Consider the following 13,134-nt stretch of genomic DNA (forward strand, 5'->3'; position numbering starts at 1 on the left):
CGACGCCAACTGGTACGCCATCGTCAACAACACGATGATGAATTGGGACGACTACAGCGGGCCGAACCTCTCGGCCGCGCCCTATGCGACGCAGAACCCCTCGGACCTCAAGGTGCGCAACTTGCGCATCTGGGGCAAGGCCGACACCCGCTACGGCGGCGACCGCTCGCCCGTCGTCCCCGGGCCCGCGAACTGGGTGGCGCCGGCGGTGAACAGCGTCTCGCCTTCGCTGCACGTCAAGTTCCCGGGCCTGGTCTACGCGGACGGCGGCAAACGCCAGCTCAGCCATGTGATCAACACCGTGGAGGGGGTGCAGCACGGCTATGGCGCGCTGTTCAAGGCGGTCGCGGCGCAGACCGGGACGCTGGTGGTGAAAACCACGGCGGCGGCCGGCGGCAACGCCGCGGCGCTGGGCGCGATCCTGTCACCCTACGAGTGGGCGTGGATGCTGGTCGCGGTCGGACAGGCCACGGTGGGCTTCGCGAACGCTGGCGGCGACCTGGTCGTGACCGGCTTCGGCGCGGGCCGGAAGACCATCGTCCGGTCCTGGGACACCGGCGTCACCAAGGGCTGCATCTCCGGCGGGACCGTCGCCTCGATGGCCGGCGGCAACCTGTCCTACCTGGGCGAGCGGATGAGCGTCGGCCTCTCCTGGTACGGCGACAGTCCCTATGACGGGGTGATCGACGAGATCATCTACTACCCGCACGCCACGGCCCTTTCCGACGCGGCGATGCAGGCGCTCTAGCGTGACGGCCGCCCTTCCTGGTGCTGGTCAGGGAGCCATGAACCCGATCTCCCCGCCGGGTTATGGCGGGGGCCGAGGCGCGCCAACGCCTCGAGCCGCGGGCAGTACCCCGCACATCCGGGGGTGCGCACCCCCTTCCGCCCCGCCACCGGTCCGACCGGCGGGGCCTTTCGAGCAACCTTGCATCATGGAGTCGAGTCCTCAGTTGACGCCCGTCCAGCCGACGAAGCCGGCGGCGCCCTATATCGGCGGCAAGCGCTACCTCTCGCGCCGCCTGGTGGCGATGATCGCCGCCGTCCCCCACCGCACCTATGCAGAGCCCTTCGTCGGCATGGGCGGGGTGTTCCTGCGCCGCGAGAGCCGGCCCCAGAGCGAGGTGATCAACGACTGGAGCCGGGACGTGGCCACCTTCTACCGGGTGCTGCAGCGCCACTATGTGGCCTTCCTGGAGATGCTGCGCTTCCAGATCACCACCCGGGCGGAGTTCGAGCGCCTGACGGCCGTCGATCCGGACACACTCACCGACCTGGAGCGGGCGGCCAGGTTCCTCTACCTCCAGCGCGTGGCCTTCGGCGGGAAGGTCGCCGGCCGCAACTTCGGGGTCGCCCACCATCGCGGCGGCCGGTTCGACATCACCCGTCTCGGCCCGATGCTGGAGGAGCTGCACGAGCGCCTGGCCGGGGTAGTGATCGAGCGCCTTCCCTGGCAGGCCTTCCTGGCCCGCTACGACACCGCGGAGACGCTGTTCTACCTGGACCCGCCATATTTCGGCTGCGAGCGCGACTACGGGGAGGGCATGTTCCTGCGGGCCGAGTTCGAGGCCTTGGCGGCGGCGTTGAAGGGCGTTCGAGGCCGCTTCATCCTGTCGTTGAACGACCGGCCGGAGGTGCGCCAGATCTTCGCCGGCCTGTCGATCCAGGCCGTGGGGACCCATTACGGCGTCGCGGGGCAAGGAGCCCAGGCGGCGCGGGAGGTCATCATCACCAGCAGCCTTGCCGGGGTCGGCCCGTGACCCTAGATCGCCCCATGGGCGGGCGCGTGGAGTTGGGTCACGACGATGCGGGACGCGCCGGTGGTGGGGATGGTTGGCCTGCTGGAGACCAACACCCACCTCTATATAGCGTGCGCCTACCCCACCTGTCGCCGCAGGGTGCGCCTTTCGGCCATCGGAGCGGTGAGGCTGCTGGGTCCGGCCACCACGGTGGGCGAGGCGGTGGAGCGCCTCAGATGCACCGGCTGCGGCGCGCGGGGGAGGGACGGCTTCCTGACGGTCTGGCCCTGCACCCTCGACCTCTCGGCGGCGGCGGCGCGTTGGACCTATCAGCGGGCGATCGAAGGAGGAGAGGATCGCGCGCGGGCGGCGGCGGCGCTGGCACAGAGCCTGGACAACCTGGCGAAGCTGCTGGGGTCAGACGGCGAGTTGGGCGGGGACGGGCCGGTGCAGTTGCCGGGCTAGGCGGCGGCTACGAATTACGAAGCGACTCCAGAACCAAGTGTCCCGCGCTCCAGAACCAAGTGTCCCGCTACACCAGTCCATCGCATGCCCCCCGCGTTTGCTCTGCGAATGGGAACACAAAGAGAACGAAGGCGCAAGTTGTGCCAATTCTGCAACAGTCGGCCCTTGCGCCGCTGCGCGAACCGACCAATCTACCGCGGCGTCTCCCCCACGTTTCATGAGGTCTTCAACTTGGCGCGCGACCCCTATCAGGAACTGGGCGTTTCCCGCGGCGCCACCGCCGACGAGATCCGCAAGGCGTTCCGCAAGCTCGCCAAGCAGCACCACCCGGACGCCAACCCGGGCAAGAAGGAGTCCGAGGAGCGCTTCAAGCGGGTGAGCGGCGCCTTCGACATCCTGGGCGACGTCGCCAAGCGCAAGCGGTTCGACGCCGGCGAGATCGACGCGGACGGCCGCGAGACCATGCGCGGCGGCCCCTGGGGCGGCGGCCCTCAAGGACCGTTCCGGCAGGGACCGGGCGCGGGGGGGCGGGGCGAGAGCTTCGAGGGCGTCGACCTGGGCGACATCCTGAGCGAGATGATGGGGCGCGGCGGCCGGGGCGGCGGCGGCCCGGGCGGGTTCGGCGGCTTCTCCCAGCGCGGGAACGACGTGCGGGCCCGCCTGGAGATCGACCTGGAGGAGTCCATCGCCGGCGGCAAGAAGCGCATCGGCTTCTCCGACGGCCGCACCATCGACGTCGCCATCCCCAAGGGCGCGCAGGAGGGCCAGACCCTGCGGCTGAAGGGCCAGGGCTCCCCCGGCCGCTCCGGCCCCGGCGACGCCTTCATCGAGATCTCGATCAAGCCGCACCCGGTGTTCCGCCGCGAGGGCGAGGCGCTGGTCATGGACGTGCCGGTCACGGTCTATGACGCGGTGCTCGGCGGCAAGGTGGAGGCCCCGACGCCCGACGGGCCGGTGACCCTGACGGTGCCGAAGGCCTCCAACACCGGCGCGCGCCTGCGGCTGAAAGGCCGCGGCCTGCCGGACGCGCAGGGCCGCCGCGGCGACCTCTTCGCCCGCCTGGTCGTCACCCTGCCGGACGCCGTCGACCCGCAACTGGAGGCCTTCGCGGCCGAATGGCGCAAGGACCATCCCTACAAGCCGCGGCGTCGCGCGTGACCGGGTGTCGTAACTGCCGGCCAAACCGGATATTCACGCAGGGTTCAGCGCGTCCAGCCTAGAAACGCCCGGATGAAACGCCGCCTCGCCCTCGCCGCCCTGTTGCTGTGCGCCGCACCGCCGGCGTCCGGCTGGGCGCAGCCCTACCCCGACAACGGCCGCCCGGTGTTCGGCGCCGAGGGCGGCGAGCAGGACCGGGCGCGCGACGCCGTGCGGGCCGGCCGGCAGGTGCCGCTGGCTCGCGTGCTGGCGATGATCGGCCAGCGGACCCCCGGGCGGCACCTGAACACCACCCAGGGCGAGGCGGGCGGCCGCGCCGTCTACCTCGTGCAATGGCAGCTTCCCGACGGCCGGGTGGTGGTCTTCGTGGTGGACGCCGAGAGCGGCGGCATCCTGTCGCGCCAGGGCGGCTGAACCCGTAACGGAAGGGGACGACGTGCGCATCCTCCTGGTTGAAGACGATCCGGACCTGTCGCGGCAGCTCAAGCTGGCGCTCGGCGACGCCGGCTATGCGGTCGATCACGCCCCGGACGGCGAGGAGGCCCAGTTCCTGGGCGAGACCGAGCCCTATGACGCGGTCATCCTCGATCTCGGTCTGCCGAAGGTCGACGGAGTCTCGGTGCTGGAACGCTGGCGGCGCGACAAGATGACCACGCCGGTGCTGATTCTCACCGCCCGCGGCGCCTGGAGCGAGAAGGTGGCGGGCTTCGACGCCGGCGCCGACGACTACCTGACCAAGCCCTTCCACACCGAGGAACTGCTGGCCCGCCTGCGCGCCCTGCTGCGCCGCTCGGCCGGCCACGCGGCGCCCAGCCTCTCCTGCGGCGGCCTGCGGCTCGATCCGCGCGCGGCGCGGGCGTCGGTGAACGGCGAGCCGCTCCGGCTCACCTCGCTGGAGTACCGCCTGCTGCACTACCTGATGATGCACCAGGGCCGGGTGATCAGCCGCACCGAACTGGTCGAGCACCTCTACGACCAGGACTTCGACCGCGACTCCAACACCATCGAGGTGTTCGTCGGCCGGGTGCGCAAGAAGATCGGCGCCGACCGCATCGAGACCGCCCGCGGCCTGGGCTACCGCCTGGTCGCCCCGCCGGGCGAAGGGGCCGGCGAGCCCGCCGCCACGTGATCCCGGCGGCCCTGCGCGGCTCGTCCCTTGTCCGCCGGCTGGTGATCCTGGCGGCGGGGTGGAGCCTTGCGGTGCTGCTGGTCTCGGCGATCGTGCTGGCGCTGCTGTTCCAGCAGGCGGCGCTGCGCCGGTTCGACCAGGGCCTCTCGGAACTGATCGACAACCTCCTGGCCGCCTCCACCATCGGCGACGACAGCCAGGTGATCGCCCCGGCGCTCACCGACGAGCGGGCGCTCAGGGCCTATTCCGGCAAGTACTGGCAGATCGCCGAGCCCACCGGCGACGGCCGGGCCCGCGCCCTGGTGCGCTCGCGTTCGCTGTGGGACAGCGAGCTGCGCATCCCCGCCAAGGTGGTCGCCAGGCTGAACGCCCGGCCCGGCCCGCCGGTCGCCTACGATTCCCGCGGGCCGCTGGGCGAGCCGCTGCGGGCGCTGGCCGCCGAGGCGCAGCTGCCGGGGCGGGCGGCGCCGGTGATCTTCCTGGCCGCCGAGGACCGCACGCCGGTGGACCGCGACGTGCGCGGCTTCATGGCCGCCACCGCCACCGCCTTCGTGCTGCTGGGCGCGGGCCTGACGGCCGCCGTGGTGATCCAGGTGCGGGTGGGGCTTCGGCCGCTCTTCGCCCTGCGCCGGGAGATCGCCGAGGTGCGCCGCGGCCGCGCCGAACGGCTCGAGCGCAGCTACCCCTCCGAGCTCACGCCCCTCGCCGACGAGCTCAACGCGCTGATGGTCCATAACCAGGAGGTGGTGGAGCGCCAGCGCACCCATGTGGGTAACCTCGCCCACGCGCTGAAGACGCCGCTGTCGGTGATGGTGACCGAGGCCGCCCAGCGCCCCGGTCCGCTAGGCGAGGTCGTCACGCGCCAGGCGGAGGTGATGCGCCAGCAGGTGGACCACCACCTGCGCCGGGCCCGCGCCGCGGCCCGCACCCAGGCGCTGGGCGAGCGCACCGGCGTCGCCGAGGTGCTGGACGAGCTCGCCCGCACCCTGGAGCGGATCTTCCGCGACAAGGGGGTGCGCATCGACTGGGACGCCGACGACGAGCTCACCTTCCAGGGCGAGCGGCAGGATTTCCTGGAGATCGCCGGCAACGCCATGGAGAACGCCTGCAAGTGGTGCAAGGGCCGGGTGCGGGTGCGCGCCGGCGGGCTCTCGGCGCAGCGGTTGTCGCTGGCAATCGACGACGATGGCCCCGGCTTGCCGCCCGACCGCCGCGCCGAGGTGGTGCAGCGCGGCGCCCGCCTGGACGAGACCGCGCCGGGCTCGGGCCTCGGCCTCTCGATCATCGACGAGCTGGCGCGGGCCTACGGCGGCGCGCTGCGGCTGGACGATTCCAGCCTGGGCGGCCTGTCGGTGCGGCTCGAACTGCCGCGGGCGGAATCCTGAAAACGTTAGGCTTCGTAAAACCTTAACTGCCGATCCGCCATGTTCGCCGCGATGGCGGGATTCCCGCCTGGAGCGTCGCCATGGCCGGCCTGTCCGAGCGCAAGACCGCGATCCTGCAGACCCTGGTCGAGGCCTCGCCCGACCGGGTGGTGGGCGCGCTGCAGTCGGCGCTGGCCGACACCGGCGGCGACGTGGGCCTGTCGGAAGTGCGCCGCCTGGTGGAGGCCGAGGCCCAGGACCGCCGCCTGCGCAACGGCGTGCTGCAGCCGGTGGCCGGGCTGTTCGCCGGCGACGGCCGCTTGGCGGAGCGAATGACCTTCCCGGCGCGGGCCCTGGCGCTGATCTGGCGCGGGCTCAAGTCCGACGCGCCGGCCGAGGTGGCCGAGGCCGCCGCCCTGCTGGCCGACTTCCGCCCCGGCGAAACCCCGCCCGACGTGCTCGACGCCCTGGTCGGCCGCGCCGCGGAATCGCTGCGGTCCCGGGCGCAGCGGGATTTCGCCAACGCCGCCGAGCTCTGCGACGATGCGCGGCCGGACGGGGCGGAGCTGCTGAGCGCCTGCCTGGACCTCGGCCCCATCTGCCGCAGCGCGACGCTGAAGCTCGGCGAATGGATCAGCCGCACCTCCGACGCCAACTCCGCCGCGGCGCGCCTGACCTACAAGGACGCCGTCGCGATCGCCGACGACGCCGGCGCACGGCTGTTCGAGATGCTGGCCACCCAGCTCGCCCAGCCCTGGATGGTGCTGCGGATCATCTCCGCGGTCATGGACCGTCCCAGCGAAAAATACCTGGCCGAGTCGGAGCTGGCGTCCTTCGCCCTCCGGCTGATGGACGCGGTGGACCGCGGACTCGACGGCGTCGCCAAGCTGGACGTCGAGGCCGGCCCGCGCGCCGGCAGCGCCGCCGCCAAGACGCTGGAGGTCATCACGCAACAGATCGGCGAGCTCGAGGCCTCCATCGAGTCCACCCGCGACGGTCCCTGGGGCTCGCGGATCGCCAAGCAGAAGCACACGCTGGCCGCCGCCGTCGAGGATCGCCTGCGCGCGGCGGAGAAGGCCGTCGCCGTGGCGCTGCCGACCCAGCCCACCAAGATCTTCAAGATGGTGAAGAACCTGCCGCGTCTCACCGCCGAGCTGGACGAGCGGGCGGTGGTGCGGGCCCGCACCCTGCTGACCTTCGCCCAGGAGTGCCGCTCGAGCGCCAGCCACGGCGGCTTCGCCTCGGTCCGCGCCAAGGTCCTGGAGAAGCTGGGCGAGAGCCTCGACCAGTATGTCGAGGAGGTGCTGGACCAGATCCGCGGCGGCGAGCTGGAGGACCTGGGCGTCGCCATGCAGCACCTGGCCGCGGCCGCCGACTTCAACGTCCTGATCCGCGACGACAAGGCCGGCGAGCTGGTCCGCCGCCGGGCGGCGGCCGCCGCCGCCAGCGTGGAACAGCCGTCCCCCGCCGCCTGAGCCGGCCGCCCCTCGCGCTCGCTCCGCACATCGTATAGACGCGCGCCATGATCGCTTTCTGGATCGTCGCGGGCGTGCTGTCCGCGGCCGCGGCCGGCCTTGTGCTCCACCGCGCCGCCGGCGCGCGGGGAGCCGCGGCCGATCCGACCTTGCCGGTCTATCGTCGGCAGCTGGCGGAGATCGACGACCTGGCCCGCCGCGGCCTGCTGGCCGACGACGAGCGCAGCGGCGCCCGAGCCGAGGCCGCCCGCCGGCTGCTGGCCGCCGCCGAGCAGCCGGACGCCGCCTGGACGTCCGCGGGGCGCAAGGCCGTGCTGGCCGCCGCCGCCCTGGCGCCGGCCCTGGCCGCGGTCATCTATCTCGCGGTGGGCGCGCCGGGCTATCGCGACCAGCCGTTCGCCGCCCGGCTGCAGGCCTGGCGGTCGACGCCCGACCCGTCGCGGCTGACGCCGCCGGAGATGGCCGCGGTGCTCGACCGCATGACTCATGAGCGTCCCGCCGATCCGGAGGGGTTCCGCTACCTCGCCATGGCCGAGGCCGCTTCCGGCGATGCGCCCGCCGCCGTCCGCGCCCTGCACCGGGCGCTGAAGCTTGCGCCCCGCCGGGCCGATCTCTGGGAAATGCTGGGGGAAGTGCAGACGGCGCAGGCGGACGGAACGCCGACGCCGGAGGCCCGGGCCGCCTTCCGGCAGGCGCTGGCGATCGATCCGAAGTCGGTCGCGGCCCGCTTCCACCTGGCCCGCGCGCGGGTGCTGGCCGGCGACAAGGCGGGCGGGATCGCCGACGCCCGGGCGGCGCTGGCCGACCTGCCGCCGGACGACCGCCGCCGCGGGGCCCTGCAGGCGGCGATCGGCGAGCTGGAGCATCCGGCCGTGCAGGCGCCGGCCCAGGACGGGACGATGGCGGCCATCCGCGGCATGGTGGCGAGCCTGGCGGCGCGGCTCGAGACCAGGCCCGACGATGCGGACGGCTGGGTGCGGCTGGTGCGCGCCTACGCCGTGCTGGGCGACGCCGTCCGGCGCGACGCCGCCCTGGCCAAGGCCAGGACCCGCTACGCCGCCGAGCCCGGGATATTGGCCCAGCTGGCCCAGGCCGCCCGGGCGGAGCCGATGAAGTGAGCTGGCTGCCCAAGTCCCCCCGGGCGCGGCGCCGCCTGACCCTGGTCGCCGCCGTCGCCCCGGTGCTGGCCCTGGCCGTGGGCCTGGCGCTCTGGGGCCTCAGGGGCTCGATCTCTTTCTTCTACACGCCTTCGCAGGCGGCCGCCGCCAGGCCGGCGCCGGGCCGCGTCGTCCAGCTCGGCGGCCTGGTGGCGCGGGGCAGCGTGGTCAAGCATTCGGACGGGCGGGTGGAGTTCGTGGTCATGGACCAGCACGCCCGCGACCAGGTGCGCTTCCAGGGCGACCTGCCGGACCTGTTCCGCGAAGGGCAGGGGATCGTCGCGGTCGGGTCCTTCGCCGCCGACGGCGGCTTCGAGGCCAGGCAGGTGCTGGCCAAGCATGACGAGCGCTACATGCCGCGCGAGATGGCCCGGGCCCTGAAGGCGCAGGGCGAGTGGCGGGGCGACGGCGCCGTCCCCGCCTACGCCGGGGTCGCCCGATGATCGCCGAGACCGGCGCCTTCGCGCTCGTGCTGGCGCTCACCCTGTCGCTGGCCCAGGCGGGCCTCTGCGCCGCCGCCCGCCTGCGCCGCTCGGCGGTGCTGGCCGGGGCGGGGGAGGGGGCGGCGCTCGCCGTGTTCGCCGCGGTCGCCGTCGCCTTCGGCGCCCTGATGCACGGCTTCGTGGTCTCCGACTTCTCGATCGCCAACGTGGCGGCCAATTCCCACAGCGAGAAGCCGCTGCTCTACCGGGTGGCCGGAACCTGGGGCAGCCACGAGGGCTCCATGCTGCTCTGGTGCCTGGCGCTCACCGGCTATGGCGCGGTGATGGCCCTGTTCGGCCGCGGCCTGCGCCAGGGCCTGAGGACCGTGGCCCTGGGCGTGCAGGGGGTGCTGGGCGCCGTCTTCCTGGCCTACACCGTCTTCGCCTCCAACCCGCTGGCGAGGCTCGCCCAGCCGCCGGTGGAGGGCCGCTCCCTCAACCCGCTGCTGCAGGATCCCGCGCTCGCCTTCCACCCGCCGTTCCTCTACGCGGGCTACGTCGGCATGTCGGTGGTCTTCTCGCTGGCGGTGGCCGCCCTGATCGAGGGGCGGGTGGACGCCGCCTGGGCCCGCTGGATCCGCCCCTGGGCGCTGGCGGCCTGGAGCCTGCTCACCGTCGGCATCACCCTGGGCGCCTTCTGGGCCTATTACGAGCTGGGCTGGGGCGGCTGGTGGTTCTGGGACCCGGTGGAGAACGCCAGCTTCATGCCCTGGCTGGCGGCCACCGCCCTGCTGCACTCGGCGGTGGTCACCGAGAAGCGCGGCGCCCTGGCGGGCTGGACCCTGTTCCTGGCCCTGGCGGCCTTCAGCCTCTCCATGTTGGGCGGATTCCTGGTGCGCTCGGGCGTGCTGACCTCGGTGCACGCCTTCGCGGTCGACCCCACCCGGGGCGTGCTGCTGCTGATCATCCTGGGCGTCACCTCGGGCGCCGGCTTCGCCCTCTTCGCCTGGCGCGCGCCGGCCTTGAGCCCCGGCGGGGTGTTCGCCCCGATCAGCCGCGAGAGCGCCATCGTGCTCAACAACATCCTGCTGGCCGCCGCCGCCGCCACGGTGCTCCTGGGCACCCTCTATCCGCTGATCCGCGAGGCGATCGGCGGCGAGGCCATCTCGGTGGGGCCGCCCTACTTCACCCTGACCTTCGTTCCGCTGATGGCGACCCTGGCGATCCTGCTGCCGGCCGGCCCGCTGCTGGCCTGGAAACGCGGCGACGCGGCCGGCGTGGCCCAGCGGCTGTGGATCGCGGTGCTGATCGCGGTGGCGGCCGGGATCGCGGCCTTCGCCCTGGCCAGTCCCCGCCAGGCCTTCGGGGCCGCTGGCATTGCGCTCGGCGCGTGGCTGATCGCAGGCGCGGCGGTCGAGATCGCCGAGCGCGTCCGCGCCTTTCGCGTCCCCGCCGCCGAGAGCTGGCGGCGGTTCACCGGCCTGCCCCGCGGCGCCTGGGGCATGACCCTGGCGCACGCGGGCCTCGGCGTCTTCGTCCTGGGCGCCTGCTTCGAGACCGGCTGGAAGGTCGAGGCCGCCGAGACCCTGCCGGTGGGCGGATCGCTGGACGTCGGCGCCTACCACCTGGTGCTGGACCGCATCGACCAGGTGCAGGGCCCCAACTACGAGGCCGAGCGCGGGTTGATCCGCGCCACCCGGGCCGGGCGCCTGGCCTGCGTCCCGCAGCCGGAGCGCCGGTTCTATCCCGCCGGCGGCCAGTCCACCTCCGAGGTCTCGATCTGCCGCCAGGGCGTCAGCCACCTCTATGTCGTGCTGGGCGAGCGGCGCGACGGGGCCGGCCGGCCGGTCTGGCTGGTGCGCGCCTACTGGAACCCCTGGGCGGTGCTGATCTTCGCCGGCCCGGTGGCGATGGCCCTGGGCGGCCTGGTCTCGCTCTCCGACCGGCGCCTGCGGCTCGGCGTCGCGCGGCGGGCGGCGCGGCCCGGGCCGGCGCGCGGCGACCTGGCGCCGCAGCCGCTGGAGGCCGAGGGATGATCCGCCGCCTCGCCGCCGTCGCCGCTGCGCTGCTGTGCCTGGCGGCCGCCTCCGACCCGGCCGAGCGGCTGCACGACCCGGCCCAGGAGGCCCGCGCCCGGGCGATCTTCCGCCAGGTCCGCTGCCTGGTGTGCCAGAACGAGTCCATCGACGATTCCGAGGCGCCGCTGGCCCAGGACCTGCGCCGGATGGTGCGCGAACAGGTGGCCCGCGGCGAGGACGAAGCGCAGATCAAGCGCTTCCTCACCGCCCGCTACGGCGAGTTCGTGCTGCTGCGCCCGGCCTTCTCCGCCGGCAACGCCGCCCTCTGGGGCGCGCCGCTCGCGGCGGTGGGGCTGGGGGTGGCGCTGTGGCTGGCGCGGGTCCGGCGCGCGACGCCCGAAGGCGCGCTTTCCGAGGCCGAGGCCCTGGCCCTCGACCGCCTCGCAAAGGACGAGCCCGACGACACGTTTGCGCCTAAGATCGGTCGCGATGACGGGCCTAGGGTGACCTAACCGTAACTTGAGCCCCGTTGCGCCTTCGTGCATCGCACCTAGATTGCGGGGCGTGAACTTGCAGTGCGGCCGGATCGGCTCGCAAGGAACTTGGACAGATGACATCGAAGAAGACCGGTTATCTCCTGGGCGCCGTCGCCGGCGCCGGCGTCATGGCCGCAGCCATGGCCGGGGCCGGTATGGGCCTGCCGCCGGCGCACGCCGATCAGCAGGCTTCGCTGATCAAGGCCTCGACCGCGCCGATCTTCGCCCCGCCCCCTGGCTCGCCGATGTCCTTCGCCGACATCTTCGACAAGGTCTCGCCGGCCGTGGTGTCGATCAACGTCACGTCCCGGGTGGAGGCGAACGCGCTGCGCCGCATCCCCGGCTTCGAGAACTTTCCATTCAACATCCAGCCGGACCAGCCGGGCGACGACGACAGCGGCGGTGACGAGTCTCCCGGCGCTCCCGGCCCCGGCAAGGGCGGCGCCAAGGGCGGCCAGCCGCGCCTGCCCACCCAGCAGTCGGCGGGCTCGGGCTTCTTCATCTCGTCCGACGGCTATATCGTCACCAACAACCACGTCGTCGAGAACGCCGAGACCATCAAGGTGGTGCTGAAGGACGAGCGCGAGCTCGACGCCACCGTGGTCGGCCGCGACGAGGGCACCGACCTCGCGGTCCTCAAGGTGAAGGGCGCCGGCTTCCCGTTCGTCGACTTCGAGAACTCGGCCAAGCCGCGGGTCGGCGACTGGGTGATCACCGTCGGCAACCCCTTCGGCCTGGGCGGCACCGCCACGGCCGGCATCATCTCCGCCTACGGGCGCGACATCGGCGAGACCTTCGTCGACTACATCCAGATCGACGCGCCCATCAACCGCGGCAACTCCGGAGGGCCCACCTTCGACATCTACGGCCGGGTGATCGGGGTGAACACGGCGATCTTCTCGCCGTCGGGCGGCTCGGTGGGCATCGGCTTCGCCGTGCCGGCCGACGTGGCCGACATCATCACCAAGCAGCTGATGTCCGGCGGCAAGATCACCCGCGGCTACATCGGCGCCACCATCCAGAATTTCACCGCCGAGATGGCCGAGGCGCAGGGCTCGCCGGACATGCGCGGCGCCATCGTCAACGACACCGTGGCGGGCGGGCCCTCGCAGCACGCCGGCCTGCAGGCGGGCGACGTGATCACCGCGGTCAACGGCCGTCCGGTCCGCAGCTCCTCGGAGCTGACCCGCGAGGTGGCCAAGGCCAGCGCCGGCGCCACCCTGCGCCTGGACCTGATGCGCGACGGCAAGAAGAAGTCCCTCGACGTCCGCTCCGGCGTGCGGCCCTCGGAGAAGGAGCTGGCGGCCAACACCGACGGATCCGGCCCCGGCGCGCCGGGCGGCTCGACCGCGCCCGCGCCTCAGCGGCCGGCGGTGATCGGCCTGGCGCTCGCCCCGCTCGATGAGGCGGCCCGCAAGCGCTACAGCCTGCCGGGCGACGTGCGCGGCGTGGTGGTGGAAGGCGTCGACCAGACCTCCGACGCCGCCCAGAAGGGCTTGCGCCGCGGCGACGTGATCGTCCGCGCCGGCGACCGGGCGGTGGGCAGCGCCTCCGACTTGGCCAGCGCCGTCGACAGCGCCAAGAAGGCCGGCCGCCAGAGCGTGCTGGTGGGCGTGCACCGCAACGGCCGCACCTCGTTCCTGCCGCTGAAGGTCACCGGCTAGCGGCGCC

Annotated in this window: 13 protein-coding genes; all 13 read left to right on the plus strand. The window is 73.2% G+C overall.

Annotation, left to right across the window (positions count from 1 at the left end; all coding sequences use genetic code 11):
- On the plus strand, positions 1-748 hold a 748-nt coding region (locus VGL30_RS07950), incomplete at its 5' end, for a hypothetical protein (protein WP_331538612.1).
- A 187-nt stretch (positions 749-935) separates the two neighbouring features.
- Positions 936-1,760, plus strand: a complete 825-nt coding sequence (locus VGL30_RS07955; protein ID WP_331538614.1) for a DNA adenine methylase — start codon at positions 936-938, stop codon at positions 1,758-1,760.
- Between the two features lie 45 nt (positions 1,761-1,805).
- Positions 1,806-2,204 carry a hypothetical protein gene (locus VGL30_RS07960; RefSeq protein WP_331538616.1) on the plus strand — a complete coding sequence of 133 codons (399 nt, stop codon included), beginning with the start codon at positions 1,806-1,808 and terminating at the stop codon, positions 2,202-2,204.
- A gap of 231 nt (positions 2,205-2,435) precedes the next feature.
- Positions 2,436-3,362 (plus strand): J domain-containing protein, encoded by a 927-nt coding sequence (locus VGL30_RS07965; RefSeq protein ID WP_331538618.1) that lies wholly within the window; start codon positions 2,436-2,438, stop codon positions 3,360-3,362.
- 72 nt (positions 3,363-3,434) lie between these two features.
- A complete protein-coding gene (locus tag VGL30_RS07970) occupies positions 3,435-3,776 on the plus strand; it encodes a hypothetical protein (RefSeq protein ID WP_331538620.1) in 342 nt (113 codons plus the stop codon).
- A gap of 22 nt (positions 3,777-3,798) precedes the next feature.
- On the plus strand, positions 3,799-4,491 hold the full coding sequence (locus VGL30_RS07975; protein ID WP_331538622.1) for a response regulator transcription factor: 693 nt from the start codon (positions 3,799-3,801) through the stop codon (positions 4,489-4,491).
- A complete protein-coding gene (locus VGL30_RS07980; RefSeq protein WP_331538624.1) occupies positions 4,488-5,876 on the plus strand; it encodes an ATP-binding protein in 1,389 nt (462 codons plus the stop codon). The genes VGL30_RS07975 and VGL30_RS07980 overlap by 4 nt, the downstream gene beginning before the upstream one ends.
- 80 nt (positions 5,877-5,956) lie before the next feature.
- Positions 5,957-7,330, plus strand: a complete 1,374-nt coding sequence (locus tag VGL30_RS07985) for a hypothetical protein (RefSeq protein WP_331538626.1) — start codon at positions 5,957-5,959, stop codon at positions 7,328-7,330.
- Positions 7,331-7,377: 47 nt separating this feature from the next.
- A complete protein-coding gene (gene ccmI, locus VGL30_RS07990; RefSeq protein WP_331538628.1) occupies positions 7,378-8,448 on the plus strand; it encodes a c-type cytochrome biogenesis protein CcmI in 1,071 nt (356 codons plus the stop codon).
- Complete coding sequence (gene ccmE, locus VGL30_RS07995; RefSeq protein WP_331538631.1) at positions 8,445-8,930, plus strand: cytochrome c maturation protein CcmE; 486 nt, start codon at positions 8,445-8,447, stop codon at positions 8,928-8,930. Before ccmI ends, ccmE begins: the two co-directional genes overlap by 4 nt.
- Positions 8,927-10,945 (plus strand): heme lyase CcmF/NrfE family subunit, encoded by a 2,019-nt coding sequence (locus tag VGL30_RS08000; protein WP_331538633.1) that lies wholly within the window; start codon positions 8,927-8,929, stop codon positions 10,943-10,945. Before ccmE ends, VGL30_RS08000 begins: the two co-directional genes overlap by 4 nt.
- Positions 10,942-11,439: a cytochrome c-type biogenesis protein gene (locus VGL30_RS08005; protein ID WP_331538635.1), complete on the plus strand. Its 498-nt coding sequence runs from the start codon at positions 10,942-10,944 to the stop codon at positions 11,437-11,439. Before VGL30_RS08000 ends, VGL30_RS08005 begins: the two co-directional genes overlap by 4 nt.
- 98 nt (positions 11,440-11,537) lie before the next feature.
- On the plus strand, positions 11,538-13,127 hold the full coding sequence (locus VGL30_RS08010) for a Do family serine endopeptidase (protein WP_331538637.1): 1,590 nt from the start codon (positions 11,538-11,540) through the stop codon (positions 13,125-13,127).
- Positions 13,128-13,134: the final 7 nt, after the last annotated feature.

This window comes from Phenylobacterium sp. (genome assembly GCF_036502675.1).
In the GTDB taxonomy this organism is placed as follows: Bacteria; Pseudomonadota; Alphaproteobacteria; order Caulobacterales; family Caulobacteraceae; genus Phenylobacterium.

Excerpts from the sequence above, each read along its gene's own strand:
- VGL30_RS08010 (WP_331538637.1), top strand. The coding sequence starts at position 11,538 with ATGACATCGAAGAAGACCGGTTATCTCCTGGGCGCCGTCGCCGGCGCC.
- VGL30_RS08000 (WP_331538633.1), top strand. The coding sequence starts at position 8,927 with ATGATCGCCGAGACCGGCGCCTTCGCGCTCGTGCTGGCGCTCACCCTG.
- VGL30_RS07960 (WP_331538616.1), top strand. The coding sequence starts at position 1,806 with ATGCGGGACGCGCCGGTGGTGGGGATGGTTGGCCTGCTGGAGACCAAC.
- VGL30_RS08005 (WP_331538635.1), top strand. The coding sequence starts at position 10,942 with ATGATCCGCCGCCTCGCCGCCGTCGCCGCTGCGCTGCTGTGCCTGGCG.
- VGL30_RS07955 (WP_331538614.1), top strand. The coding sequence starts at position 936 with ATGGAGTCGAGTCCTCAGTTGACGCCCGTCCAGCCGACGAAGCCGGCG.
- VGL30_RS07985 (WP_331538626.1), top strand. The coding sequence starts at position 5,957 with ATGGCCGGCCTGTCCGAGCGCAAGACCGCGATCCTGCAGACCCTGGTC.
- ccmI (WP_331538628.1), top strand. The coding sequence starts at position 7,378 with ATGATCGCTTTCTGGATCGTCGCGGGCGTGCTGTCCGCGGCCGCGGCC.
- VGL30_RS07970 (WP_331538620.1), top strand. The coding sequence starts at position 3,435 with ATGAAACGCCGCCTCGCCCTCGCCGCCCTGTTGCTGTGCGCCGCACCG.